The organism is Sphingopyxis sp., from assembly GCF_035565275.1.
Classification (GTDB): domain Bacteria; phylum Pseudomonadota; class Alphaproteobacteria; order Sphingomonadales; family Sphingomonadaceae; genus Sphingopyxis.
Genome location: NZ_DATMST010000019.1, coordinates 1 through 26,192, shown reverse-complemented (window position 1 = coordinate 26,192; position 26,192 = coordinate 1). Strand labels below are relative to the sequence as shown.

At 64.5% G+C, this 26,192-nt stretch carries 26 protein-coding genes, 1 tRNA gene and 1 pseudogene; 20 read left to right on the top strand and 8 right to left on the bottom strand.

Annotated features, from left to right (window positions below; genetic code table 11):
• From VN047_RS01695 to VN047_RS01650, 10 genes and pseudogenes are all read left to right on the top strand, one after another.
• Positions 1-487, top strand: a pseudogene (locus tag VN047_RS01695) (hypothetical protein); the annotation flags it as partial.
• A gap of 183 nt (positions 488-670) precedes the next feature.
• Complete coding sequence (purB, locus tag VN047_RS01690) at positions 671-1,987, top strand: adenylosuccinate lyase (RefSeq protein WP_325539379.1); 1,317 nt, start codon at positions 671-673, stop codon at positions 1,985-1,987.
• A 67-nt stretch (positions 1,988-2,054) separates the two neighbouring features.
• The gene (locus tag VN047_RS01685) at positions 2,055-2,399 is read left to right on the top strand and encodes a LapA family protein (RefSeq protein WP_325539377.1); all 345 of its coding nucleotides are present in this window, start codon (positions 2,055-2,057) and stop codon (positions 2,397-2,399) included.
• Positions 2,396-3,070: an orotidine-5'-phosphate decarboxylase gene (pyrF, locus tag VN047_RS01680; RefSeq protein ID WP_325539375.1), complete on the top strand. Its 675-nt coding sequence runs from the start codon at positions 2,396-2,398 to the stop codon at positions 3,068-3,070. The genes VN047_RS01685 and pyrF overlap by 4 nt, the downstream gene beginning before the upstream one ends.
• An 8-nt stretch (positions 3,071-3,078) precedes the next feature.
• Positions 3,079-3,708: a phosphoribosylanthranilate isomerase gene (locus VN047_RS01675; RefSeq protein WP_325539373.1), complete on the top strand. Its 630-nt coding sequence runs from the start codon at positions 3,079-3,081 to the stop codon at positions 3,706-3,708.
• Positions 3,705-4,916 (top strand): tryptophan synthase subunit beta, encoded by a 1,212-nt coding sequence (gene trpB / locus VN047_RS01670; protein ID WP_325539371.1) that lies wholly within the window; start codon positions 3,705-3,707, stop codon positions 4,914-4,916. Before VN047_RS01675 ends, trpB begins: the two co-directional genes overlap by 4 nt.
• Entirely contained in the window at positions 4,913-5,119 is a 207-nt protein-coding gene (locus VN047_RS01665; RefSeq protein WP_325539369.1) for a hypothetical protein, read from the top strand. The genes trpB and VN047_RS01665 overlap by 4 nt, the downstream gene beginning before the upstream one ends.
• Positions 5,116-5,907 carry a tryptophan synthase subunit alpha gene (gene trpA, locus VN047_RS01660; RefSeq protein WP_325539367.1) on the top strand — a complete coding sequence of 264 codons (792 nt, stop codon included), beginning with the start codon at positions 5,116-5,118 and terminating at the stop codon, positions 5,905-5,907. Before VN047_RS01665 ends, trpA begins: the two co-directional genes overlap by 4 nt.
• Positions 5,904-6,755 carry an acetyl-CoA carboxylase, carboxyltransferase subunit beta gene (accD, locus tag VN047_RS01655; RefSeq protein ID WP_325539365.1) on the top strand — a complete coding sequence of 284 codons (852 nt, stop codon included), beginning with the start codon at positions 5,904-5,906 and terminating at the stop codon, positions 6,753-6,755. The genes trpA and accD overlap by 4 nt, the downstream gene beginning before the upstream one ends.
• A 16-nt stretch (positions 6,756-6,771) precedes the next feature.
• On the top strand, positions 6,772-8,088 hold the full coding sequence (locus tag VN047_RS01650) for a bifunctional folylpolyglutamate synthase/dihydrofolate synthase (RefSeq protein WP_325539363.1): 1,317 nt from the start codon (positions 6,772-6,774) through the stop codon (positions 8,086-8,088).
• On the opposite strand, the gene VN047_RS01645 is transcribed toward VN047_RS01650, so the two are convergent.
• Entirely contained in the window at positions 8,060-9,490 is a 1,431-nt protein-coding gene (locus tag VN047_RS01645; protein WP_325539361.1) for an AmpG family muropeptide MFS transporter, read from the bottom strand. The genes VN047_RS01650 and VN047_RS01645 overlap by 29 nt on opposite strands.
• A gap of 644 nt (positions 9,491-10,134) precedes the next feature.
• Positions 10,135-10,596, bottom strand: a complete 462-nt coding sequence (locus tag VN047_RS01640) for a response regulator transcription factor (protein WP_325539359.1) — start codon at positions 10,594-10,596, stop codon at positions 10,135-10,137.
• A 130-nt stretch (positions 10,597-10,726) separates the two neighbouring features.
• Between VN047_RS01640 and VN047_RS01635 the strand changes: the two genes are divergently transcribed.
• From VN047_RS01635 to VN047_RS01625, 3 genes are read left to right on the top strand one after another with little or no spacing between them, the layout of a single operon-like run.
• Complete coding sequence (locus tag VN047_RS01635) at positions 10,727-11,587, top strand: pseudouridine synthase (protein ID WP_325539357.1); 861 nt, start codon at positions 10,727-10,729, stop codon at positions 11,585-11,587.
• Positions 11,587-12,129 carry a 16S rRNA (guanine(966)-N(2))-methyltransferase RsmD gene (gene rsmD / locus VN047_RS01630; RefSeq protein ID WP_325539355.1) on the top strand — a complete coding sequence of 181 codons (543 nt, stop codon included), beginning with the start codon at positions 11,587-11,589 and terminating at the stop codon, positions 12,127-12,129. The genes VN047_RS01635 and rsmD overlap by 1 nt, the downstream gene beginning before the upstream one ends.
• A 56-nt stretch (positions 12,130-12,185) precedes the next feature.
• Positions 12,186-13,130: a DMT family transporter gene (locus tag VN047_RS01625; protein ID WP_325539353.1), complete on the top strand. Its 945-nt coding sequence runs from the start codon at positions 12,186-12,188 to the stop codon at positions 13,128-13,130.
• A 5-nt stretch (positions 13,131-13,135) separates the two neighbouring features.
• On the opposite strand, the gene VN047_RS01620 is transcribed toward VN047_RS01625, so the two are convergent.
• A complete protein-coding gene (locus tag VN047_RS01620; RefSeq protein WP_325539385.1) occupies positions 13,136-14,395 on the bottom strand; it encodes an MFS transporter in 1,260 nt (419 codons plus the stop codon).
• Positions 14,396-14,471: 76 nt separating this feature from the next.
• Complete coding sequence (locus VN047_RS01615) at positions 14,472-15,032, bottom strand: septal ring lytic transglycosylase RlpA family protein (RefSeq protein ID WP_325539351.1); 561 nt, start codon at positions 15,030-15,032, stop codon at positions 14,472-14,474.
• A 107-nt stretch (positions 15,033-15,139) separates the two neighbouring features.
• Here VN047_RS01615 and VN047_RS01610 point away from each other — a divergent pair, with 107 nt between their 5' ends.
• The 3 genes from VN047_RS01610 (at position 15,140) to VN047_RS01600 (ending at position 19,319) form a co-directional block, all read left to right on the top strand.
• Positions 15,140-16,024 carry a DUF2520 domain-containing protein gene (locus VN047_RS01610; RefSeq protein ID WP_325539349.1) on the top strand — a complete coding sequence of 295 codons (885 nt, stop codon included), beginning with the start codon at positions 15,140-15,142 and terminating at the stop codon, positions 16,022-16,024.
• A gap of 10 nt (positions 16,025-16,034) precedes the next feature.
• Complete coding sequence (locus VN047_RS01605) at positions 16,035-18,347, top strand: ATP-dependent helicase (protein ID WP_414712647.1); 2,313 nt, start codon at positions 16,035-16,037, stop codon at positions 18,345-18,347.
• A 75-nt stretch (positions 18,348-18,422) separates the two neighbouring features.
• Positions 18,423-19,319, top strand: coding sequence for a DUF4349 domain-containing protein (locus tag VN047_RS01600; RefSeq protein WP_325539347.1), 897 nt, complete (start codon positions 18,423-18,425; stop codon positions 19,317-19,319).
• 144 nt (positions 19,320-19,463) lie between these two features.
• Here VN047_RS01600 and VN047_RS01595 read toward each other — a convergent pair.
• Positions 19,464-19,539, bottom strand: a tRNA-Ala gene (locus VN047_RS01595).
• A 98-nt stretch (positions 19,540-19,637) separates the two neighbouring features.
• On the opposite strand from VN047_RS01595, the gene VN047_RS01590 reads away from it, so the two are divergent.
• Positions 19,638-20,654: an NADP-dependent oxidoreductase gene (locus VN047_RS01590; RefSeq protein ID WP_325539345.1), complete on the top strand. Its 1,017-nt coding sequence runs from the start codon at positions 19,638-19,640 to the stop codon at positions 20,652-20,654.
• A 24-nt stretch (positions 20,655-20,678) separates the two neighbouring features.
• On the opposite strand, the gene VN047_RS01585 is transcribed toward VN047_RS01590, so the two are convergent.
• A complete protein-coding gene (locus VN047_RS01585) occupies positions 20,679-22,073 on the bottom strand; it encodes a DEAD/DEAH box helicase (protein WP_325539343.1) in 1,395 nt (464 codons plus the stop codon).
• Positions 22,074-22,186: 113 nt separating this feature from the next.
• Positions 22,187-22,714: a hypothetical protein gene (locus tag VN047_RS01580; RefSeq protein WP_325539341.1), complete on the bottom strand. Its 528-nt coding sequence runs from the start codon at positions 22,712-22,714 to the stop codon at positions 22,187-22,189.
• Positions 22,715-22,903: 189 nt separating this feature from the next.
• Here VN047_RS01580 and VN047_RS01575 point away from each other — a divergent pair, with 189 nt between their 5' ends.
• The gene (locus VN047_RS01575; RefSeq protein WP_325539339.1) at positions 22,904-24,328 is read left to right on the top strand and encodes an FAD-binding oxidoreductase; all 1,425 of its coding nucleotides are present in this window, start codon (positions 22,904-22,906) and stop codon (positions 24,326-24,328) included.
• Between the two features lie 121 nt (positions 24,329-24,449).
• Entirely contained in the window at positions 24,450-25,229 is a 780-nt protein-coding gene (locus VN047_RS01570) for a SapC family protein (protein WP_325539337.1), read from the top strand.
• Between the two features lie 179 nt (positions 25,230-25,408).
• On the opposite strand, the gene VN047_RS01565 is transcribed toward VN047_RS01570, so the two are convergent.
• The gene (locus VN047_RS01565) at positions 25,409-25,675 is read right to left on the bottom strand and encodes a DUF1674 domain-containing protein (protein ID WP_325539335.1); all 267 of its coding nucleotides are present in this window, start codon (positions 25,673-25,675) and stop codon (positions 25,409-25,411) included.
• On the opposite strand from VN047_RS01565, the gene VN047_RS01560 reads away from it, so the two are divergent.
• On the top strand, positions 25,674-26,192 hold a 519-nt coding region (locus VN047_RS01560), incomplete at its 3' end, for a transcription antitermination factor NusB (protein WP_325539333.1). The genes VN047_RS01565 and VN047_RS01560 overlap by 2 nt on opposite strands.

Sequence of the window (26,192 nt, the reverse complement as noted above, 5' to 3'; positions counted from 1 at the left end):
GGGAGCCGTGTCGGTCGGCGGAGTGGTCGAATCCGGACCCGGTGCAGGTTCACCAGCCGCGGGCGGCGTCGTCGGGTCGGCGGGCGGGGTCGACTGCGCCAGCGCGGGGAAGCTCACCGCAGCGGCACCGATTAATAGCATCTGTTTCAACATGATCTTACTCCTGTATGGGAAAGCCTGGAATTACCGCGGCTCCGCTTCGGGCTCGGGTTCCGGGGCGGGCTCGTCCGTCGACGGGGCCGGATCGGTCGTCGTGGGCGTATCGCTCGGGGTTGCGTCTTCGCTCGGCGCATTGTCATCCGTCGGCGTGGCGTCGTCCGGCTGGCTATCCGGCGCAGGCGCCGTGGTATCGGTCGGCGCAGGCTGTGACTGCGTCGTCGGAGCCGGTTCTTCGCCAGCCGGCGCAGTGGTCTGCGCCATGGCAGGGAAACTCACGGCGGCGGCGCCAATCAAAAGCACTTGTTTCAACACGTATTTTCTCCTGTAACGGCGACGTCTGGATGTCAGTGCGACCTGTCGCCTTCTGATGGGGCATAGGGTCAACTCACCCGATTTGCGCAAAGTTGCGGGCCATCCGCATTTGGCGAAACGCCCCGTCCCTGCTACGGGGCGCCCCGTCGTGGTTCCGCCGGGTTTCCGCGACAGGGTGTCCGAAAAGGAAGGAAAATCAATGGTTCCGCGTTACGCACGGCCGGAAATGACCGCTATCTGGTCGGCCGAGAATCGCTTTCGCATCTGGTTCGAGATCGAAGCGCACGCGACCGACGCCCTTGCCGAACTGGGCACTGTTCCGAAATCGGCTGCGAAGGCATTGTGGGACTGGTGGGCGACCAACCCCGTGATCGACGTCGCCGCGATCGACGCGATCGAAGCGGTCACCAAACATGACGTCATCGCCTTCCTGACCTGGGTTTCGGAAAATGTCGGCGATGAAGCACGCTTCATGCATCAGGGAATGACGTCCAGCGACGTGCTCGATACCTGCCTCGCGGTCCAGCTCAGTCAGGCTGCCGACATATTGCTCGCCGACCTGGACGCGCTGCTCGAGGCGATCAAGCGTCGCGCCTATGAGCACAAACTCACCCCGACGATCGGCCGCAGCCACGGCATTCACGCCGAACCCGTCACCTTCGGGCTCAAGCTCGCCGAAGCCTATGCCGAATTCTCGCGCTGCAAGCTCCGCCTGCAGGCCGCGCGCGCCGAAATCGCGACCTGTGCCATCTCGGGCGCCGTGGGGACCTTCGCCAACATCGACCCGCGCGTCGAGGCGCATGTCGCAGCGAAGCTCGGTCTCGCCATCGAACCCGTCTCGACGCAGGTGATCCCGCGCGATCGCCATGCGATGTTCTTTGCGGTGCTCGGCGTCGTCGCCTCGTCGATCGAGCGCCTGTCGGTCGAGGTCCGCCATCTTCAGCGTACCGAGGTGCTCGAGGCCGAAGAATATTTCTCGCCGGGCCAGAAAGGCTCGTCGGCGATGCCGCACAAGCGCAATCCGGTGCTGACCGAAAATCTCACCGGTCTTGCGCGCATGGTGCGCAGCGCGGCGATCCCCGCGATGGAGAATGTCGCGCTGTGGCACGAGCGTGACATCAGCCACTCGTCGGTCGAACGCTTCATCGGTCCCGATGCGACGATCACGCTCGACTTCGCGCTCGCGCGCCTTACCGGCGTCGTCGACAAGCTGCTCGTCTACCCGGCGCGCATGCAGAAGAACCTCGATCGCATGGGCGGCCTCGTCCACTCGCAGCGCGTTCTGCTGGCGCTGACCCAGGCCGGCGCGAGCCGCGAGGACAGCTATGCGCTTGTCCAGCGCAACGCGATGAAGGTGTGGGAAAGCGATGGCGAACTTTCACTGCTCGAACTGCTCAAGGCCGACGCTGACGTGACCGCACGCCTGTCGGCCGACGACCTGACCGCGCTCTTCGACCTCGGTTATCATATGAAGCACGTCGACACGATCTTCGACCGCGTGTTCGGGGCGGCGTAGCCCGGACTGGAATCGCGCGGCAATCTGTCATAGGGTCGGCTGCAAGACCGACGGAGGAGCAAGCGAAGTGGGTATCCTGCGAACGATCATCTGGGTCTTGCTGACCGCCATACTCGTCATCTTCGCCATGGCGAACTGGATTCCGGTGACCGTCACGATCTGGCCGGGGCAGGTCCTCGACACCAAATTGCCGGTCCTGATCTTCGCCGCCTTCCTCATCGGTTCGGTTCCGACGTGGATCGCGCTGCGGACCACGCGCTGGTCGCTGAAACGCCGGCTCGACGCGAGCGAGCGGCAGGCGGCCGACCTCCGCGCGCTCGCGAACCGGCCCGTCAACCCGGAACCCGCGGCGGCACCTGTCAACGACATCCCCCCCGCGCCCACCGACCTCTTCTCCACGGACAAGCCATGACCTCTCCCCTCTATCTCGCCATCGATACGACGCACCTCGACGCCGCGCTGACGCTGGCGCAGAAGGTGCGGCACCATGTCGGCGGGCTGAAACTGGGGCTCGAATTCTTCTGCGCCAACGGCCATCACGGCGTGCATGAAATGGCGAAGATCGGCCTGCCGCTTTTCCTCGACCTGAAACTGCACGATATTCCGAATACCGTCGCCAAGGCGATCCAGGCGCTGCGCCCGCTCGAACCCGCGATCCTGACGGTCCACGCCGCGGGTGGCCGCGCGATGCTCGAAGAGGCAAAGGCGGCGGCGGGGCTGAACACCAAGGTCGTCGCGGTCACCGTGCTCACCAGCCTCGACGCGCCCGATCTCGAAGACATCGGCGTCGGCGGCACCCCGCATGATCAGGTCGTCCGCCTTGCCGCACTCGCGCGCGAATCCGGGCTCGACGGCATCGTCTGTTCGGGTCAGGAAGTGAAGGCGGCGCGCAAGGTCTGGCCAGGCGGCTTCTTCGTCGTCCCCGGCGTTCGCCCGGCGAACGGCACCGCCGCCGACCAGAAGCGCGTCGTGACGCCGGCGCAGGCGATGACCGACGGCGCATCGATCCTGGTGGTCGGCCGCCCGATCAGCCAGTCGACCGACCCCGATCTCGCCGCGCGCGCGATCGAAGCCACGCTTTAGAGGCCATCATGCCCCCATTGGTGAAGATTTGCGGGCTCACGACGCCCGACGCCGTCGATGACGCCATCCGGCTGGGCGCGACGCATATCGGCCTTGTCCATTACGAGCCGAGCCAGCGCCATGTCGATCTCCAGACTGCAGCGACGCTGCGCCAGCGCGCCGGATCGCGGGTCAAGGTCGCACTGCTGCTCGTCAACGCGACGCCGCAGGCGTTCGGGCTCGCCTATGGCACCGTGCGCCCCGATATCGTTCAGTTCCACGGCGGCGAGACGCCCGAATGGATTGCTGCGGTCAAGCAGCATGTTCCGGTCGAGGCGTGGAAGGCCATCGGTCTCAAGGACGCCGGCACGCTCGAACGCTCGCGCAAATTTCACGGCGTCGCCGACCGCCTGCTCTTCGACGCGCCCGCACAGGCACTTCCGGGCGGCACCGGCACGCGGTTCGACTGGTCGCTGCTCGCCGACTATCGCCATTATATGGACTGGGGCCTCGCGGGCGGCCTGACCCCCGACAATGTCGCCGAGGCAATCGTGGCGACCGGGGCGCCGCTGGTTGACGTATCGACAGGCGTCGAAAGTGCGCCGGGCGTGAAGGATGTGGACAAGATGGCGGCTTTCCTTAAAGCGGCAGGCCGATGACCCAGCTTTCCAACAGCCTTCGCTCCGGCCCCGACGAGCGCGGCCATTTCGGCCAGTTTGGCGGCCGCTATGTCGCCGAAACCTTGATGCCGCTGATCCTCGATCTCGAACGTCACTATCGCGCCGCGCAGCAGGACAACGCCTTCAAGGCCGAGTTCGACGATCTCCTGAAAAATTATGTCGGTCGCCCCAGCCCGCTATGGTTCGCCGAACGGCTCACGAACGATCTCGGCGGCGCAAAGATCTACCTCAAGCGCGAGGATCTGAACCATACCGGCGCGCACAAGATCAACAACTGCATCGGCCAGATCCTGCTAGCGAAGCGGATGGGCAAGACGAAGATTATCGCCGAAACCGGCGCGGGCCAGCACGGCGTCGCGACCGCGACCGTCGCGGCGCTCTTCGGCCTGCCCTGCACCATCTTCATGGGCGCAGTCGACGTCGCGCGGCAGCAGCCGAACGTATTTCGCATGAAGCTGCTCGGCGCCGAAGTGGTCGCGGTCGAGAGCGGCGCGAAGACGCTGAAGGATGCGATGAACGAGGCGCTGCGCCACTGGGTCGCGAACGTCCACGACACCTTCTACATCATCGGCACCGTCGCCGGCCCGCACCCCTATCCCGAGCTCGTCCGCGATTTCCAGTCGGTGATCGGCGACGAGGCGCGCGCGCAGATATTGGAAGCCGAGGGCCGCCTGCCCGACATGCTGATCGCCCCGGTGGGCGGCGGCTCGAACGCGATCGGTCTGTTTCATCCGTTCCTTGACGATGAAGGTGTCGAGATAGTCGGCGTAGAGGCGGCGGGCGATGGTCTCGACGGCAAGCACGCCGCCAGCCTCGCGGGCGGCCGTCCCGGCATCTTGCATGGCAACAAGACCTATCTGCTGCAGGACGAAGACGGCCAGATCACCGAAGCGCACAGCATCTCGGCGGGGCTCGACTACCCGGGCATCGGCCCCGAGCATAGCTGGCTCCACGAAATCGGCCGTGTGCGGTATGAGCCGGTGACCGACGCCGAAGCGCTGGCGAGCTTCCAGAAGCTGACCAAGCTCGAAGGCATCATCCCCGCGCTTGAAAGCGCGCACGCGATCGCCGCCGCCGAACGCATCGCGCCGACGCTGGACAAGGACAAGCTGATCATCGTCAACTGTTCGGGCCGGGGCGACAAGGACATCTTCACGGTAGCGGATGCGCTAGGGGTGAAGCTGTGAATCGCAAATTTGTTCTGGTTTCGCTTGATTTCGGGGTCTTGGTCCTTGCGGTGTTTGCCCTGCGCTTTGTTCTCGGCGATCTTGTGTCTGAAAACTGGAAATTCCTGACCGCATTCGTTCCGAGTTATCTCTTCATGAGCCTTGTCACGCGTCCCTTTTTTAAGCGGAAGTTTCCGGAGCCGAAGAAGGGATGGGCCGAATGACCCGCTTCGCCGCTACCTTCGCCAAGCCTCGCCCCGCACTCGTCGCTTTCATCACGGCAGGCGACGGCGACACCGCCGCCAATCTCGACGCGCTCGTTGCGGGGGGCGCCGATGTGATCGAACTCGGCATGCCCTTCACCGATCCGATGGCCGATGGCCCCGCGATCCAGGCCGCAAACCTGCGTAGCCTTGCCAAGGGCACGACGACCGCCGACATTTTCGCGATCGCCGCAGCGTTTCGGCAGCGCCATCCCGACACACCGCTTGTGTTGATGGGCTACGCCAACCCGATGACGATCCGCGGCGGCGAATGGTTCGCCGCCGAATGCGCGAAGGCTGGCGTCGATGGCGTGATCTGCGTCGACATCCCGTCCGAAGAAGACGCCGAACTCGGTCCGAGCCTCCGCGCCGCAGGTATCGATTTCATCCGCCTCGCCACCCCGACCACCGACGCTGCGCGCCTTCCCGACGTCCTGAACGGCGCGGGCGGCTTTCTCTATTATGTGTCGGTCGCGGGCATTACCGGGCTGCAGCAGGCCGCGCAGGCGAGCATCGACGAAGCCGTCGCCCGCCTGAAAGCGGCGACCGACCTTCCTGTCGCGGTCGGCTTCGGCGTTCGCACACCCGAACAGGCAACCGAAATCGCCAAGGTCGCCGATGGCGTCGTCGTCGGATCGGCCTTCATCGACATCATCGCCGCGCATGGCGACGCCGCCGCGCCGCATGTCGAAACCTTCACCCGTTCGCTCGCCGATGCTATTCACGGCGCAAAGGAGATCGCCGCATGAGCTGGCTCGACCGCGTCCGCAACGCCCTGCCTTTCGGCGCCAAGCGCGATACCGCCGACAATCTCTGGCACAAATGCCGCCAGTGCCAGCAGATGGTGTTCGTCAAGGAATGGGAAGACAATCTCAACGTCTGCCCGCGCTGCGACCATCACGATCGCATCGGCGCGACCGAACGCTTCGCGCAACTGTTCGACGGCGGCCTGCACGAGTTGATCAGCGCGCCCGCAGCGCCCGAAGACCCGTTGAAATTCCGCGACACCAAGAAATATGTCGACCGCATCAAGGCCGCACGCGCGCAGACCGGCGACCGTGACGCCTATCAGAATGCGTTCGGGCGCATCTCGGGCAAGGGTGCGGTGATCGGCGTCCAGGACTTCGCCTTCATGGGCGGATCGATGGGTGTCGCCGTCGGCGAAGCCTTCGTCGCGGGGGTCGAGGACGCTATCCGGCGCGGCGTGCCCTATATCGCGATCACCGCCGCGGGCGGTGCGCGCATGCAGGAAGGCACGCTGTCGCTGATGCAGATGCCGCGCGCCACGGTGGCGCTTGCGCGTCTGCGCCGCGCGGGCCTGCCCTATATTGTCCTGCTCACCGACCCCACCACCGGGGGCGTCACCGCCAGCTATGCGATGCTGGGCGACATCCAGATCAGCGAGCCCAAGGCGCTGATCGGCTTTGCGGGCCAGCGCGTGATCGAGAACACGATCCGCGAGAAACTGCCCGAAGGCTTCCAACGCGCCGAATATCTGCTCGATCACGGGATGATCGACATGGTCGTGCACCGTAAGGAACTGCCTGAAACGCTCGGCCGCCTGATCGGCTATCTCGCGCCCGAAAAGGCGGCCTGAGCCAACTCACGCCATCATGGCCGACCATGCTCATAGTTCCGACCCTGCGGTGCAGGTCCAGCTCGATCGCCTCGCCGCGCTGTCGCCGGGTCGCGACATCCTCGGGCTAGAACGTATTGCCGAACTGTGCGCACGCCTCGGCAACCCGCAACTCCAGCTCCCGCGCACCTTCCATGTCGCAGGAACCAACGGCAAGGGATCGACCTGCGCCTACCTCCGCGCGATCCTCGAAGCGAGCGGTCGCAAGGTTCACAGCTATACCAGCCCGCACCTCGTCCGCTTCAACGAGCGCATCCGCCTTGCCGGCACGCTGATCGACGACGCGCTGCTGGCCGCGCTGCTCGAGGAAGTGCTCGATGAAGCCGCGGACCTGCAGGCGAGCTTCTTCGAGGTCACCACCGCCGCCGCCTTCCTCGCCTTTGCGCGCATCCCGGCAGATGATTGCATCATCGAAGTCGGGCTCGGCGGCCGCCTCGACGCCACCAACATCATCCCGCCGCCCGCGGTCGCCGGCATCGCCTCGCTCGGCATCGATCATGAAGCCTTCCTGCTCTCACCCGAAGCGGGAACCCCCGACGATCCGGCGATGCGTATTGCGTGGGAAAAGGCAGGGATCGTCAAGCCAGACACGCCCGTCGCGACGCTCGCCTATCCGCCGCACGTGCGCGATACCATCGCGGCCAAGGTCGCTGACGTCGGCGCAACGCTCTTTCCCGAAGGCGACGGCTGGATCGTCGAGGCCGAAGGCGATGCCTTCCGCTGGAGCTCGAAACTGGGTTCGGTCGCGCTACCGCTCCGTTCGCAGATGGCCGGCCTGCACCAGATGCGCAACGCCGGGCTCGCCATCGCGATGCTGCGCCTCGCACCCGGTCCCCGGCCCACCGACGCGGAGATCGCGCGCGGCGTCGCCGAAGCTTTCTGGCCGGCCCGCATGCAGCGGCTCGGCGCGGGCCCCCTCGCCGACCTGCTTCCCGACGGCACCGAAATCTGGCTCGACGGCGCGCATAATCTCGATGCGGGTCTTGCACTCGTGCGTCAGTTCGAGCACGAACCGCGGCGTATCCACCTGATCACGGGTATGCTGGCGAACAAGGACCCCGCGGCGATCGTCGCGCCGCTCGCCGGGCGCCTCGCCAGCCTGACCGTCGTTCCCGTACCTGGGCACGAGCATCATGACGCCGCTGCATTTGGCGCCGATGCAAAGGCGGCCGCCTCGGTTGCAGACGCACTGGGCGATCTCGATGTCGACCCTTCGCGCGAAATCGTTCTGATCGCCGGCTCGCTCTACCTCGCCGGCGACGTGCTCAGCGCGAACCGGGAGCTGCCGGAATAGGCTTGTCCTCTTCGGGATGGGCAACCTCGTGCCCGTCGTCCTCGGTGCTCGGCTGGCGCACCGTCTGCACGACGAAGCCCTTTTTCCAGAGAATCCAGAGCAGCAGCATTCCGGGCACCGCGATCACAACCGTGAACAGCCAGAAACCGACCCAGCCAAGCCCTTCGGCGATATAGCCGCCTGGCGCTGCGAGCCACGTTCGCCCGACCGCGGCAAAAGACGAGAGCAGCGCAAACTGCGTCGCGGTATAGGCAAGGCTGGACAGGCCCGAAAGGTAGGTGACGAACACCGTCAGCCCGATGCCGCTGGTGAAATTCTCGGTCCCCACCGCGATCGCGAGCATCAACGGCGAATGACCGACCGATGCGAGCACGGCGAACAGCAGGTTGCTGAACATCATCAAAAGCCCCGAGACGAGCAGCGCGCGTCCCATGCCGAGCCATGCGATGAACGGCGCCGCGACCGCCGACCCGACGATCAGCGCGACAAAGCCGACGCCCTTGTTGATCGCGACGAATTCGGTGTCGGTGAATCCCAGTTCGACGATCATCGGGTTGAGCATCCCCTGCCCCATCGCGTCTCCGACCTTGTAGACGAGCACGAAGAGCAGGATCAGCACCGCGCCATGGCGGGTAAAGAATTCGCGGAACGGATTGATCACCGTGTCCTGCATCCAGGCACCAAAACTCTGGCCTGCGGCCCGCGCGCGGTTCGGATCGAAACGCCCGGGTCCCGCATAAAGCGCGCCGAGCAGCGCGGGCAGGATCGCCAGTCCGGTGAAGCCATAGGCCGCCGCCCAGCCAAGGTTGAACCCTTCGGGCGACGCCAGCGCAATCGTCCCGACGCCCGCAATCAGATTGCCGGTCCGGTATCCGAACTGGTTCATCGCAGTGCCGTGCGGCAATTCGGCGTCACTCAGTATTTCGATGCGATAGGCGTCGATGACGATGTCCTGCGTCGCCGACAGGAAGGCAACGACGATCGCCCAGAAGGCAAAGGGGGCCAGATTGTCGTTGGTCGGATTGCTCGTGCCGAGTTGCCAGATCGCAACGACCAGTAGCGCCTGAATAAAGAACAGCCAGCCGCGCCGCTGCCCGAACGCCTTCGTCAGAAAAGGAAGCGGCAGGCGATCGACAAGCGGTGCCCACAGGAATTTGAGCGTATAGGGGGTCGTGAGGCCGATCGCGAAACCGATCGTCGATTTCTCGATCCCGACCTTCGACAGCCAGAAGGTCATGGTGCCGAGCAGCAGGGTCAGCGGGAAACCGCTCGAAATGCCGAGGAGAAAGGCCACGATCGGCATCGGCTTGCGATAGGGTGAAAAGCTTGGAATCACGAAGGCGAGACCGACCACAAGCCCGAGCACGATCACCAATATCAACGAATCGAGCCCAAGCTGCATCGCGAACCTCCCTTTCCGCGCGCGCGGATCGCCAAACCCAAAGGCCTAGAGCCTTGGCTCCAAATTGGAAGCGGCTAAATTAGCGCCTCACGGCGAGCCGTTTGATACCAGGGGAGAAGATCGGCATTGGGGTGGAAAGCGAACTGCGGTGCGCCTACTGTTTCCCGATGGTCGATGCGACGTTTTATTCAAGCCAGCCTTATAGGCGTCGGACATGGCTTCGACAGCACTTACCCTTTTGGGCGTTAGGGTTGGCGCCTAAGGGCGCAGATTGCGAACAGGCCAGCGGCGTTCATGAATGGTATAACCATGATGACACTCAGTCAGCATGTTATCATTGCCGGGCAAAGATTGACGGACGACGCTGGTAGCTCACGGCTGCAACCGGTCAGTTGCAGGCAGGCCGCTTTTTTCCGAATTGCCCCGGAAAGCTGCCCGACCGGTTTCCGACAACGATGCGAGCTTGCCCAATGGCCGAAACGGGGTGGAAAGCGGACGTTCGTTCCCTCTCCTTCGTCATCCCGGACTTGATCCGGGATCCATACGATGGTGCGGCCATGGATCCCGGATCAAGTCCGGGATGACGATGAGAGATAAGTCCGCAACCGGTCGTTAGCGGCCACCCTCATCATGGCCCTCGCACGTCACGCCGCGGCGGGGCGCCAGAAGGTCGTCAGGCCCGCAACCTTGCGCGGCGCCTGGTTCTTGCACGTCATCGTTTCGACCGCGCGCAGCGCGCCGACGAGCGCAGAGGCGCTGTGCGGTTTGCCGAGGCAGGCGACCGCGATCTCCTCGGCGTCGGCAGGACATTGGCCCGTCACCAGCAGGACCGCAACACCGCGATCACGTGCCAGACGAGCGACTTCGCGTCCGGACATGTGCCCCGCAAGACCCAGATCGAGCACGACGGCATCGATCGGCTCCGCGGCCATGATCGCCACCGCCGCCTCGCCCGAATCGACCGTCGCGACGATCTCGTACCCGCTTGCTTTCAGCGTGTGCTCGTTATCGAACGCGGTCAGCGGATCATCTTCGATGATCAGCAGCCGCTTGATACAGGACGGGCGATGGGCGAAGAGCATGACGACTCCCTTTAACGTCGCCATGACCCGCTCCGTGCCGTCCTGCAAGATCGCTTCTGCCTGCCATCGACGAAGCGGGTCTTTTCCGGCTATGAGCGTGATCACAACGCAACACTATTTTCCGAATAACGACAAGAAAGCCGCATCCGTTCCGATGACGACACGCCGTCCACCCCGCCCCTCGCCCCGCCTGGCGCCGAAACCCTCGGGCGATCGCGACGCCCCGAAAGGTCGTCGCGCCGCGCGCGGCGCCGCCTCGGCACTGAAGATCAAGCCCGCCGAAACCGAGCGCGAGGACGGGCCGCAACGCATCGCCAAGCTGCTCGCGCGCGCCGGGGTCGGCTCGCGCCGCGATGTCGAGCGCATGGTCGAGGAAGGCCGTATTGCGCTCAACGGTCAGGTTGTGGTTCATCCCGCGCCGTTGCTCACCTCGCTCGAAGGGCTGACGGTCGATGGCAACCCCGTCGCCAAGCCTGTCTCGACGCGGCTCTACCGCTTCAACAAGCCGGCGGGCTGCATCACCGCGGCGCGCGATCCCAAGGGGCGCAAGACGATCTATGACCTGCTGCCCAGGGATTTGCCGCGCCTGATGCCCGTCGGCCGCCTCGACTATAACACCGAGGGGCTGCTGCTCCTCACCAACGACGGCGAATTCAAGCGTCAGCTCGAACTGCCCGCAAGCGGGGTCGAGCGCACCTACCGCGCGCGCGCCTTTGGCGACATCAGCCAGGCGCAGCTCGAAGAACTCGCGATGGGGATAGAGATCGACGGGGTCCGCTACGGCAAGATCGACGCCAATCTCGAGCGCCGGACGGGTCGCAACCAGTGGGTCGAAATGACCTTGACCGAGGGCAAGAATCGCGAAGTGCGCAAGGTGCTCGAACATTTCGGGCTGCAGGTCAGCCGCCTGATCCGCACGCGTTACGGCGCGTTCGAACTTGGCGGCATGCCGCTCGGCGCGGTCGACGTCGTGCCGCGCGACGAATTGTTCAAATTCCGCCGGCACCTCGGCTGATGCGGGTCATCTCCGGTGAATGGCGCGGCCGCAAGCTGCTCGCGCCCAGGAACGATACGACGCGTCCGACTGCCGATCGGACGCGCGAAACGCTCTTCTCGATGCTGACGAGCCGCGTCGGCAGTTTCGAGGGGCTGACGGTTGCCGATCTGTTTGCGGGATCGGGCGCGCTCGGGATCGAAGCGCTGTCGCGCGGCGCCGAACAATGCCTGTTCGCCGAACAGGATCGCGATGCGCTGGAAGTGCTGCGCAAAAATCTGGGCGCGCTGGACGCCACCGCGCGCGCCGATATCCGCGCCGGCTCGGTGATGAGCCTCGGCCCCGCAAAGCGCACGTACGATCTGCTGATGATCGATGCACCTTACGACACCGGCGCGGGCAGCGTCGCGCTCGACAAGCTCAACCGCCTCGGCTGGATTGGCCCCGACAGCTGGATCTCGATCGAAACTGCGCACAATGAAACCCTTGATGTCGCAGGCTTTGCCATCGACGCCGAACGCAAGGTCGGCAAGGCAAGATTGACGTTGCTGACACCCCTTTGACATTGATCGCAAGAAACGGGACGTCATCGCCGGGCGCCTGACCTTAGGGCATTCCCATGATGCAACCGATACGATTCCGGATGGGCGCCAGCGAATGGAGCATCCTCATCCTTCTCTCGATCCTGTGGGGCGGCTCGTTTTTCTTCCTCGAGGTCGCGCTCGGTGAATTGCCACCGCTGACGCTTGTCCTGTGCCGGGTCGGCCTGTCGGCCCTGCTCATGGTCGCATTCATGGTGATCACGCGAAGGACGATGTCGAAGCATCGGGGACTGTGGCCGGCGCTATTTCTGCTCGCCGCCCTCAACAATGCGATCCCCTTCTCGCTCTTCGCTTATGCCCAGACGCACATCGCCAGCGGCCTCGCGTCGATCCTCAATGCGACCACGCCGCTCTGGGGCGTCATCGTCGCCCATTTCCTGACCGCCGACGAAAAGGCGACTCCGGCGAAACTTGCTGGCGTATCGATCGGCATCGTCGGCGTCGCAATCATGATCGGCGGCGACCTGTGGACCCGGCTGGACGGCGACTTGACGGCGCAGCTTGCCTGTCTCGTGGCGACCTTCTCCTACGCGCTGGCAGGGGTCTACGGACGCCGGTTCCGCACATGGGGTGTCGGCCCGCTGGAGGTCGCAACGGGGCAATTGATCGCCGCGACGGTTCTGATCCTGCCGCTCGCGCTGCTGATCGAAACACCCTGGCACCTCCCCTTCCCGGGAACGCAGACATTGTTGGCACTGGCCGGGCTCGCGCTATTGTCGACGACGGTCGCCTACTTCCTCTACTTCAGCCTGATCCAGCGCGCGGGAGCAACCAATGCGCTGCTCGTCACCCTGCTCATCCCGGTCACCGCCATATTGCTCGGAACTCTCGTGCTCGGCGAGGTTCTGCGTCCGCGCCACTGGGCGGGTATGGCGCTCATCGCCGCCGGGCTCGCCGCGATCGACGGGCGGCTTTTCGACCGCTTTCGCCGTAGGCCGGTGGGTCCGGCGCAAACCGGATAAGAAGTTCAGCCGGGCCTCCGCCGTACCATAGCCAGACCCGCCCAGCTCAGCACCCCGGCAAGCGCCAGATACAGCCCGACCACCGCGGTCCCGCCCCGGTCGGCTAGCGCCTGCGCGATGATCGGCGCCATCGCGCCGCCCAATATCCCGCCCGCATTGAACGCGACTGACGCGCCCGTATAGCGGACTTGCACCGGGAACAGGCCGGTCAGCCAGCTACCGAGAGGGCCATAGACAAGCCCCATGACGAATAATGCCACGGCGAGGCCGAAGAAGATGAGAAACCAGTTTCCCGACGCCAGCGACGGCCCGAACACGAATCCGACAAGCACCGTCGCGCCGCATCCCCAGGTCAGCACGCGCTGTGCGCTCGACGCATCGCTGACATAACCTGCAAAGATGATCCCCGCCGCCATGAACAGAATCGCGCCGAGCTGGATCAGCAGGAACTGCTCCTTCGGATATCCAAGGGCCGTTGTTCCGTGCCCGAGCGCGAAGCTGGTCGCGAGATAGAAGATCGCGAAACAGGCAACGACCGCGAAGGTTCCCGCGAGCGTCGCAACCAGATGATGCCGGAACAGATCGCCAAGCGGCACCGCCACCGGCGCGCCCTTCTCGAGCGCCTCGGCAAAGTCCGGCGTCTCGCCGATCTTCAGCCGCACCCACAGCCCCAGGCCGACAAGCACCGCCGAGAGCAGGAACGGAATACGCCAGCCCCAAGCCGCGAAATCGGCGTCGCTGAGGCCAAGGCCCAGCAGCAAGAACAGCCCGTTCGCGGCGATGAATCCGACTGGAGCACCAAGCTGCGGGAACATGCCAAAGCGCGATTCCCATCCCGGTGGCGCATTCTCGACCGCAAGCAGTGCCGCCCCTCCCCACTCGCCGCCGAGCCCGAACCCCTGCCCGAAACGCAGGATGCAGAGCAGCAACGGCGCAATCCATCCGACCATCGCATAGGTCGGCAGAAAGGCGATCAGCAGTGTAGAGGCGCCCATCAGCATCAGCGACGCGACAAGCGTCGACTTGCGCCCGATGCGGTCGCCATAATGACCGAATACGATCGCGCCGACGGGCCGCGCGAAGAAGGCGAGCCCGAAGGTCATGAAGCTGTACATCAGCTGCGCCGAATCCGAACTTTCGGGAAAGAAGAGCGGGCCGAACACCAGCGCCGCTGCGGTGCCGTAGATATAGAAATCGTAGAATTCGACCGCAGTGCCGACGAGGCTCGCGGTCAGGATGCGCCGGTGCGCCCGATATGGTGCCAGATCCACGCAACGCCCTCCCCGATTGATGTCGGGGCCGCTTTGAACGCCTTGCCCGGCTTCATGCAAGCGCGAATGCTCACCGCGGAGGGAGCTGTGTCCGCAATCGCTGCAGCTCCCGTTGCGACACCGGGGCCAGCGAAGCCGCCGGTTTTCCCTTGCGCAGGCGCTCGCGATCCCTTTCCGTCGGTTCGACCCTGCGCACGCGAACCGGCGCATGGCCCTGCGCCTTCATGCCGAGCTGTTCCGCCGCACCGCGCGACAGATCAATGACCCGCCCGAGCGCAAACGGACCCCGGTCGTTGACCCGCACGATAATCCGCCGGCCTGTATCGAGCGCGGTCACCTCGACATAGGTCGGCAGCGGCAGCGTCGTGTGTGCGGCGGTGATCCAGCCCGGCCGAAACTGCTCGCCATTCGCGGTGCGGTTTCCCGACTCGCTGCCGTACCAGCTCGCATAACCGAGCGCGTCATAGGCAGGTGCGGCGGCGGGCACATAGGTCGTGCCGCGGATCGTGTAGGCCGGGCCAATCCGTATCGGCGTATCGGCCACGGGGCGATAATTGCCGCCTGCGCACGCCGCGAGGGCCAGGGTAGCAATTGCTGCGCCGGCCAATCGAATGATCTTATAATCCCGCATTCCTCGACCCTAGATGCAGGGGTTGGCAAGATAAAGTCCCCGTAAGCTGTCCGGTCGCGGGTTGCGGCGCGATTGGCGAAACGGCCTGCGCCGCGTAAAGGCCATGCATGGACACACTCCGATTCCGGCAGGTCGGCATCGTCGGCGCGGGCCGCGTCGCAGAGGCGCTTGCCGTTGCACTCGCCCCGCATTCGATCGCACCGCCCATGCTGTGGAACCGGACCGCCGAGCATGCCCGCGCCGCCGCAGCCCGAATTGGCCGCATAGCCGTCGCTGCGCACGCGGAGGGCCTGATGCGCATGTGCGACGCCATTGCGATCGCCGTCTCCGACGATGCGCTCGAAAGCGTCATAGCCGACCTGACCCGCTTGCTACCCGGTGGTTCCACGCCGATCGTCTTTCACGTCAGCGGGCGCAGCGGTGCCGCGATCCTTGAGCCATTGCGCATGGCCGGCGCCCTGACCGCCGCGATTCATCCCGCCATGACTTTCACCGGCGATCCGCGGAGCGAAGCGCAGCGTATGGGCGGAGCGCGTTTTGCGGTCACAGGCTCGACACCCGAGGCGACCGAACGGGGCGAACGGATCGTTGCGTTGCTGGGCGGCATTGCGGTGAAAATCGCGGAGGATCGACGGTCGCTCTATCACGCCGCACTCTGTCACGCATCGAACCATCTGGTCACGCTCATCGCCGGCGCTGCGAACACGTTGCGCGATGCCGGGGTCGATGACCCTTCGGGCCTGCTCGCGCCCCTCGTTCGCGCGGCGCTGGAAAACAGCCTCGATCACGGTTTCGCAGGATTGTCCGGTCCGTTGTTGCGGGGCGACGCACAAACGATCGCCGGACATCTCGCCACGCTCGGGGCCCACAGCCCTGACCTGCTGCCTGCCTATCGCGCGATGGCGCGCGTCACGCTCGACGAATTGAAACGCAGCGGAACCACCCCCTCGGACCGCCTCACTGCACTGGACAGCCTGCTCGCTGTTCCCTAATCGTTCGCGCGTGAACGATACCCCTGCCTCCCTGCCCGACCTGACCCGCCCGGCCCCGTCGGACCCGTCCTATCTGCACGGCCTGAACGGTCCGCAGCGGCAGGCGGTGCTCACCACCGAAGGTCCGGTGCTGATGCTCGCCGGCGCGGGGACGGGCAAGACCGCAGCACTGACCGCGCGCCTCGCGCATATCATGGCGACCCGCCGCGCATGGCCGTCCGAAATCCTCGCGGTGACCTTCACCAACAAGGCGGCGCGCGAGATGCGCGAACGCATCGGCCGCATGATCGGCGACGCGGTCGAGGGCATGCCCTGGCTCGGCACCTTCCACAGCATCGCGGCGAAGATGCTCCGCCGTCACGCCGAACTCGTCGGACTTCAGAGCAATTTCACCATCCTCGACACCGACGATCAGCTTCGCGTGCTCAAGCAGCTGATACAAGCCGAAGCACTGGATGAGAAACGCTGGCCCGCACGCCAGCTTGCCGGCCTGATCGACAAGTGGAAGAACCGCGGTCTCACTCCGCCCGATCTCGATGCCGCCGACAGGGAATCCTGGGCGGACGGCAAGGGGCAGCATTTCTACGCGCTGTATCAGGCGCGGCTGAAAACGCTCAACGCCTGCGACTTCGGCGATCTGTTGCTCCACATGCTGGTGATCCTGAAGACGCACCGTGACGTGCTCGAACAATATCAGGAACGCTTCAAATATATTCTCGTCGACGAATATCAGGACACCAACGCCAGCCAGTATCTCTGGCTCCGCCTGCTCGCCCAGACGCGCAAGAATATCTGCTGTGTCGGCGACGACGACCAGTCGATCTATTCGTGGCGCGGCGCCGAAGTGGCGAACATCCTTCGCTTCGAAAAGGACTTTCCCGGTGCGACCGTGATTCGCCTCGAACAGAATTACCGCTCGACGCCGCAAATCCTTGCCGCGGCTTCGGCGCTGATCGCGCAGAATTCGGGCCGGCTCGGCAAGACCTTGTGGACCGATCTCGAACCAGGCGACAAGCTGCGTGTCGTCGGCGTGTGGGACGGCCCCGAAGAGGCTCGCCGGATCGGCGAGGAACTCGAAACGCTCCAGCATCGCAAGGTCAGCCTCGATCGCGCCGCAATCCTCGTCCGCGCGCAGTTCCAGACGCGCGAATTCGAAGACCGCTTCATCGCGATCGGCATGCCGTATCGCATCGTCGGCGGCTTCCGCTTCTACGAGCGCGCAGAAATCCGCGATGCGCTCGCCTATCTCCGCCTCGTCTATTCGGCTGCCGACGATCTTGCCTTCGAACGCATCGTCAACACCCCCAAGCGCGGGCTTGGCGACAAGGCACTCCAGCGCATCCACCAATATGCGCGCCACGAACAGGCATCGTTGCTCCACGCTGCCGCGCGCCTGATCGAAACCGACGAGCTTACCCCGCAGGCCCGGCGTCAGCTCGCAAACTTCGTCGCGCAGGTCCGCGGCTGGCAGGAAAAGGCGAACCAGCTGTCGCACCCCGAACTCACCCAGCTAATCCTTGACGAGTCAGGCTATACAGCGATGCTTCAGGCCGACCGCAGCGTCGAGGCTGCGGGACGATTGGAGAACCTCTCCGAACTCGTCCGCGCGATGGAGGAATATGAAACGCTCGAGGAATTCCTCGAACATGTCAGCCTCGTCATGGACCGCGACAACAACGACACGACCGAAACGGTCACCATCATGACAATCCATGCCGCGAAAGGCCTCGAGTTCGACCATGTCTTCCTTGCCGGCTGGGAAGATGGCGTCTTCCCGTCACAGCGGTCGATGGACGAAGGCGGGACGCAGAGTCTCGAAGAGGAACGCCGCCTCGCCTACGTCGCGATCACCCGTGCCCGGCAGCGCGCAAGCATCTATCACGCCGCAAACCGCCGGATCTACGGCCAGTGGATGAGCAGCATTCCAAGCCGCTTCATTGCCGAAATCCCGCCCGAACATATCGACAGCGAGAACAGCTTCGGCGGTGGCCAGAGCCTGTGGCGCGCGAACTGGTCGGCGCAGGGCGATCCCTTCGCGCATGTCGCGGAACGTCAACCCGCGCGCACGATGACCCGCGGACCGGCGTGGCAACGGGCGATGGCAGCGTCCACGACGGTCACGCGCGCTCCGGCGCCGTCCGAGCGCGGCCCCGCCGCTTCGGTCGGTGCCAAGGCGCGATCGGACCTCGCGATCGGGATGCGCGTGTTCCACGAGAAATTCGGATACGGCGAAATCATGGATATCGACGGCAACAAGCTGGAGGTCGAATTCGATCAGGCCGGCAGCAAGCGGGTGCTCGACAGCTTCGTCAAGGCCGCCTGATTTTATATTGTCTACTACTTTAGTTATGATATGCCATCCCACGCGGCCAACGAGTCGCGCTTTGGGAGAATCTGCATGCGAAACAAGCTCTTGGCGGGCGCGATGGCGCTCGCCCTGATCGGCTGCTCGGAAAAATCGGCCGAAGATGCTGCGATAACCGAAACCTCCACTGCCGAAACCGCTGCTGCTAAAGAAAGCTCTGCCGATTCTGCAGCAGCCCCCCGGATCGGCATAGAAGCCGCCCCCGGCGTCGCCTTCGACTACGCCTATACCTTCCGCCTCGCCGACCACCGCATTTCGAAAATTCAGGAAGAGCATGCGGCCGCCTGCGAAACGCTAGGCATCCAGCGTTGCCGCATCGCCGATGTCCGTTATCAACTGACCGATGAAAAACTCGTCGAGGCGCAGACGCAGTTCAAGCTCGATCCCGGTATCGCCCGCAAGTTCGGCGCCAATGCAATCGCCAGCGTCGAAAAAGCCGAAGGCGTCCTCGCCGACGCAAGCGTCGCAGGCGAAGATGTCGGCACCGGAATCCTCGCCTCGCAGCAACGCAGCGCGGGCTCCGAAGCCGAAATTGCCCGGCTGGAGGAACGACTGAAATCGGGCGGTCTCGACAAGCGCGAGCGCGCCGAATTGCTCGCCCAGATCGCCCAGCTCCGCGGCCAGATCGGCGACGAGCGCCAGAGCCGGCGCGTCGGCGAAGCGCGCATCGCCTGGACCAGCGTCGCGTTCAACTATGTCAGCGATGGCGGACTGCCGGGCATCGGACATGAAAACCCCTTCGCCAATGCGGGCGAAACGCTGATGCGCAGCGGCAGCACGGCATTGTCGTTCGTCCTGACGCTCGGCGCCGCGATCCTGCCGTGGGGTATTATCCTCGCGCTGCTCGTCGGCCTGTGGCGTAGCCGTGCCGTCGTCACCATCCGCCGGCGTCTGGGCGAAAAGTCCGCGCCGGATACCCCGGCAAGCTGACAAGTCGGGAGGCGTCGCTGGCGAAGTCCGATGCCCCAAGCATCGCGCAGGACCGGGCTCGCGGCGTCTTCCAGCCCTGCGTCGATCGTCGGGGCACGAAGAATATGGTTCGCGATCTTGTGGGCTGATGGTCCGGGAGGTCGCTGGTGGAGCCGAGGGGAATCGAACCCCTGACCTCTGCAGTGCGATTGCAGCGCTCTCCCATCTGAGCTACGGCCCCGCGACCGGCGCGGTCTTAACGGCACCGGTTGGCAGTGGCAACGGCTTTTGTGCTGATTGCCGCCGCCACGCCGAAAAATCGAGGAATGGGGGATTCCGATGGCCAAGGCATGGCATTTGACCAGTCGTCCGCAGGGGCTGCCGACGATGGACAATTTTGCGCTCCGCGAGGCAACCGACGCACCGCTCGAAAAGGACCAGCTGCGCGTTCGCAACCTGTGGCTCTCGGTCGATCCCTATATGCGCGGACGGATGAACGACGCCAAAAGCTACACGGCGAGTTTCCAGATCGACCAGCCGATGACCGGCGGCGCGATCGGCGAAATTCTCGAAAGCACGATGGACGGTTTTGCGGCGGGCGACCTGATACTCCACATGGGCGGTTGGCGCGACGGCGGTATCATCGGCCTCGACATGATGCCCAACAAGCTGCCTGTCGACGCGCTGGCGGCCGGAATGCCGCCACAGACGTTTCTTCATAATATGGGCCTGACCGGCGGCACGGCTTGGATCGGCCTTCTCCGCATTGCGGCGGCCCGGCCAGGCGATACGGTGTTCGTCTCGGCCGCGGCGGGTGCTGTCGGTTCGGCTGTCGTCCAGATCGCCAAGGCCCGCGAAATGACTGTAATCGCCTCCGCCGGCGGTGCAGAGAAATGCAAGTGGGTCGAAGATCTCGGGGCCGATGCCGTGGTCGACTACAAGTCCGGACCTGTGCTGCCGCAACTCGCCGCCGCGCTCGAACGCCTCGGCAAACCCGGGATCGATGTCTATTTCGACAATGTCGGCGGCGAGCATCTCGACGCGGCGTTTGCGGTGGCCAATAATTTCGCGCGCTTCGCGATCTGCGGTATGATCGACGTCTATAACGACGCCAAGCCGCAGGAAATGAAGTATCTGGTGCGCGCCATCCCGGCGCGAATCCGCATGGAGGGCTTCATTTACACCGATCAGTTCATCGACTGCATGGAGGAATTCTACGCGGACATGGCTGGCCTGATCGCCAGCGGCGCGGTGACCATGCGCGAAACGATACATGACGGGCTGGAATCCGCGCCCGACGCATTCCTCGGCCTGTTTGCGGGCCGCAATATCGGGAAAATGCTGGTCAGGCTCTGACTGCCTCCCGTTGCCGCACCGAGGTCAGCTGCCGAAACCGACCGACAGGAAATCCGGCATCGGACCGTTCCAGCCATCGTCGGGACCGTCGATATCGTCGTGCTTCGGTTTCGGCGCAGGTGCCGGCTTGCGATCGCCGCGCGCCGTCTTTGCCGGTCTCGCTTCGGACGCGGCATCCGTGGAGCGCCCGGAATCCTTGTCCGGCTTCGCTGCGCCCTTGCCGCGTCCGCCGCGCGCCGAACGGCCACGGCGCGGCTCGCCTTCGTCGCCATCGCGATCGGGCGCGGCGGTTTCGACCGCTGCGGTGCCGCCGCCATGAACCGGAATTTTATATCCGGTCAGCTTCTGAATGTTGTCGATCGCCTCGCCATCGGACGGCGTCACCAGCGTGAAAGCGCGCCCTTTGGCGCCCGCACGGCCCGTACGGCCGATACGGTGCACATAATCGTCCGGATGCCACGGGGCATCGAAGTTGAAGACATGGCTGACGCCCTTGACGTCAAGGCCGCGCGCCGCAACGTCCGATGCCACCAATATGTTGATCGTGCCGGCCTTGAACCGGTCGAGTTCGGCGATGCGGCTCGACTGATCCATGTCGCCATGGATTTCGCCCGCCTTGTATCGATGGCGCTGGAGCGACTTCGCCAGTTCGCGTACGGTCGTCTTGCGGTTGCAGAAAATGATCGCGGTGCCGATGTCTTCGGCTTCGATCAGGCCGCGCAGCGTGTCGCGCTTGCTCCGTTCCGAGGTCTTGACCAGAAACTGTTCGATATTTTCGTTCCGGCTTGCCGGACGCGCGACCTCGATGGTCTTCGGATTCGACAGAAACTTGTCGGCCAGTTTCTTGATCGGCGGCGGCATCGTTGCCGAAAAGAGCAGGGTCTGCCGATTCGCGGGCAGCTTGGTGCAGATATTTTCGATATCGGGAATGAAGCCCATGTCGAGCATCCGGTCCGCTTCGTCGATCACGAGCAGGTTGCAACCTGTGAGCAGGATCTTGCCGCGTTCGAACAAATCCATCAGCCGGCCCGGCGTCGCGATCAGCACGTCGACGCCCTTTTCCAGCGCCTTGACCTGATCGCCCATCTGTACGCCGCCGATCAGCAGCGCCATCGAAAGCTTGTTATATTTGCCGTATTTCTCGAAATTCTCGGCGACTTGCGCGGCGAGCTCGCGGGTCGGCGCGAGGATCAGCGAGCGCGGCATCAGCGCGCGGGCGCGGCCATGGGCCAGAATATCGATCATCGGCAACACGAAGGATGCCGTCTTGCCGGTGCCGGTCTGTGCGATGCCGATGATGTCGCGCATCATCAATACGGACGGGATCACACCTGCCTGAATCGGGGTCGCTTCGTCATAGCCCGACTCGTCGATCGCGCGCAAAAGTTCGTCGGAAAGGCCGAGGTCGGCAAATTTCATGGGGTATCATGTCCGGAAAAGAGAGAGCGCCCAGCCGCCCACGCAGGCGAGCGTTGCCGCGCCCATTGGGGAAAAGGCGATAAAAAGTCAAGGAAAGGCGACGAAAAAGGCGATCAGTCGTCGTCGTCGCGAACCGGAACCATCAACCGGAACTTGTCGATCTCGCATTTTGCACCGGTCCGGGCGTGAATCTGGTCACGATCCTCGCAAAGTCGCCCGTCCTTGCTGCCCTGCATGTAAAAGCCTGCGTAGAAGTCGAGCGCGCGGCAGCCGCGATTGAGCTGTGCGCGCAATCTTTGCTTTTGCCGCGTGATCAGGTCGATGCTGTCGCGCTGCACCGCCTGCATCCCCATTATATTGCGCATCGCAATGCATTTCGGGGCCTTTTTCTCTTTCCAGACGACGGGCAGATCGGTGTCGCGTCCCGACGATCCGGGACCCGCCGCAAAATTGTTGATCGGCGAGCGCCGGGCGGGAACGCGGATGATGAGCTGCTGTTCGATCACCACCTGCCAAAAGGAACTGCCCTGGTCGGGTGCCGGCACCACGACGGCGACCAGCGGATCGGGCGCGGCCACCGGCACCGTCCCGTCGGCCACCGGTGCGGCGGCTGCGAACCACAGGAATGCCGCCGTCAGCACAGGCTCGCTGCCGCTCCTTCGGCGTCCTGACAGAAGATGCTGCTCACCCGTCGCTCCCGCGTCCATGCCCGCTGGACGAAAAGATACTATTCGTCCAACGCCCCTTTTAACAAGGATGATTGAACATCAAATGAACTGCTGTCACCCCCTGCGCCAACGCCGCGCAGAAAATATCCGGAGGGAAACGGCATGACGCGTCCACCATCCGCATCGCTGCTCGATGCCCTCGCCCGCCTGCTTGGCCCCAAAGGCTATAGCACTGACCCCGACATGATGGCGCCATGGCTGACCGACTGGCGCGGCAAATATCATGGCCGCGCGGCCGCAATGCTGTCGCCGTCGTCGACCGAAGAGGTCGCCGCGGCGGTGCGGCTATGCGCCGGGGCAGACGTCGCACTCGTGCCGCAGGGCGGCAACAGCGGCATGGTTGGCGGCGCGACCCCCGATGCAAGCGGCGAGCAGTTGCTCGTCAGTATGCGGCGGATGAACAGGGTACGACAGATCGACAGGGACGCGCAGATCGCGGTCGCCGATGCCGGGGTCGTGCTACAGAATTTTCACGATGCCGTGCTGGCCCGCGGGCTGCGGTTTCCTCTCACGCTCGGAGGCAAGGGATCCGCGACCATCGGCGGGCTCGTTTCCACCAATGCCGGCGGGACGCAGGTTCTGCGTCACGGCACGATGCGCGCGCTGGTCGCGGGGATCGAGGCGGTGTTGCCCGACGGCAGCATCTTCGACGGCCTTGCTCCGCTCAGGAAGGACAATCGCGGTTACGACCTTCGCCACCTGCTGTGCGGTGCCGAGGGCACTTTGGGAATCGTCACCGCTGCTTCGCTGCGCCTGGTGCCCATGGCGGCCGCGCGGCGCACCGCATGGCTGGGGGTCGATTCACCTGCAACCGCCCTCGCCCTCTTGCGGCGGCTTGACGCGGCAATCGGCCGCGAGCTCGAAGGGTTCGAAATTATTCCGCAGAGCTGCCTTGATGCCGTGCTCCGCCACATTCCCCGGACGCGCGCGCCGCTTGGCACACCGCATCCATGGCACGTGCTCGCGGAACTGGTGGGTGAGGACGACCGGGCGCTCGGGGACGCGCTCGAACGGCAACTTGCCGCGTCAATGGATGCCGGGCTGATCCGCGACGTGGTGATCGCGAAGAACGACCAGGAAAGCGAGGACTTCTGGCGTCTGCGCGATTCGATTTCGGAAGCCGAACGCGCCGAAGGCCCGGCGCTGCAACATGACATCAGCGTCCCGGTCGAACTGATGCCGACATTCATCGCTGAAAATCCGGGCCGGCTCGAACATGTTTTCCCCGGCGCGCGTACCTTGTCCTTCGGACATCTGGGCGACGGCAATGTGCATCACCACGTCCAGCCGCCGACGGGAATCGATGGCCGGGCATGGCTCGCCGAACATGGCGAAGCCGTAAGCCGACTGGTCTATTCGCACGTCATTGAACTGGGCGGATCGATTTCGGCCGAACATGGCATCGGGCAGATGAAGCGGGGAGTTCTGGCCGAACTCGACAGCGCGGCACGGCTCGCGGCCTTGCGCGGCGTAAAATCGGGTCTCGATCCGGCAGGGATTTTCAATCCGGGCAAGCTGATCGCCTGAGACCTTGCCCGAACATTAATATCGATCGCCATCGCCCCTTGCGCGGCGGGTCGCGGGTCAATAAGGCGCGCCTTTACCCTTTTATCCCGGCCCACCGGGAGCCCTTAGCCGGAGTTCGATCATGGCCGCTGCGCCCGTCCCTTCCAATCTGCCTCTTTTCTATAAAGATCTTCTGCCGCTTTCGAGCGTCGATCATGCCGATTATCACGCCCGTGCGCTCGACAAGGCCGATTTCCTCGTAAGCCAGCACGCGATTCCGCTGACGTCGGACGAATTCGTGTCGGCCTGCCGCTTTTACCCGATCGTGTTTTCGGCAGGCGAAAATCCGGTTCCGCTGGCGCTGATGGGCCTCAATGAAGGCGTGAACACCTTCGTCGACGACGAAGGCAAGCTGCTCAACCCGGTTTATGTTCCCGCCTATGTCCGCCGCTATCCGTTCCTCCTCGCCCGGCTCCAGCCGAATTCGGAAGAATTGTCGCTGTGCTTCGACCCGACCTCGGGCGCGATCGGCAAGTTCGACGAAGGCGACGCGCTGTTCGAGGGCGGCCAGCCCACCGCGCCGGTTCAGGCCATTCTCGAATTCTGCAAGAATTTCGAGGAAGCCGGCCAGCGCACCGGCATGTTCATGGACGAACTCAAAAAGGCCGATCTGCTGATGGACGGCGAAGTCAGCATCCAGCAGGAAGGCAACGACAAGCCGTACGTCTATCGCGGCTTCCAGATGGTCGACGAAAACAAGCTGCGCGAACTTCGCGGTGACGTGCTGCGCAAGATGATGCAGAATGGCATCCTCGGCCTGATCTTCGCCCATCTCTTCTCGTTGCAGCTGATGCGCGAAATCTTCGCCGAACAGGTCAAGGCGGGCAAGGTGCCGGAAATTACCGAAGTTCCGGCTGTCTGAGAAAATCGATGCCTGTGGTCGCCGTCGCGGATTTCGCGCGGCGGCCACGCGGCGCCCGGATGGCGCGGGCCCGTCGATTTGTCCGGCCCCCTTCGCACACCGCCGGTCGCGGTAGCCGCACGAACGCGACGTCGATCACCGCCATTCGCAACGCTCGCTGCTCCGCCGGTACCGAAGCGTCAGAAATCGATCGCGAGACCCTTGAGCTCCCAGTCGCCATAACGAACCGGATTGCGTCCGCCCGGCTGCGCTTCGGCCTCGTCTTCGCGGATCGCCGCCGGCACCGGGACCGGGTTGTTTGTCCAGTTCGCGGGCGCCTTGATGTGCGCGGGCCGTTTCGCTGCGCGCGGCGTGCCGCCGATGGTCCGGTTTTCGCTGTTGTCGGTCATGATGTCGGCCTTATAGGATTTTCCATGCTTCGCGCCAACCTCGTCCGTTTCCGTCATGGCTGACCGTCGCCCCCGCCAGAATCGTCGCTCGCCGCGCGATGCCGATCCGCCCGGCATGGCACCGCGCCGCGCGGCGCTGCGACTTCTCGATGCGATCCTGCGCCGCGGTGATCCACTGGACGTGGCGATGCATGCCGCCGCGCAGGGCCTGACCGGTCCCGATCGCGCCTTCGCCGTCGCGATCGCGTCCGAGGCGCTTCGCTGGATGGTCGACATCGATGCGCTGATCGACAGCGCGACGGCGCAGCCGCTTCCCGACGACGTCAAATCGCGCGCGGTGCTGCGGATCGCGCTGGCGCAGCTGCTGGTGCTGAAAAGCCCCGGGCACGCGGTGGTTTCGACCGCGCTGCCGCTCGTCGACGGCGGGCCGCGACGACTGGTCCATGCGATCCTTTCGCGCGCGCAGCAGGAGGAATGGAAACTTCCCGAACGCGCCAGCCTTCCCGCCGGCACGGCCGCGCGGTGGAGCGAGCAGTGGGGAAACGGCACGAGCGAAGCGGCGGAGGCGGCGTGG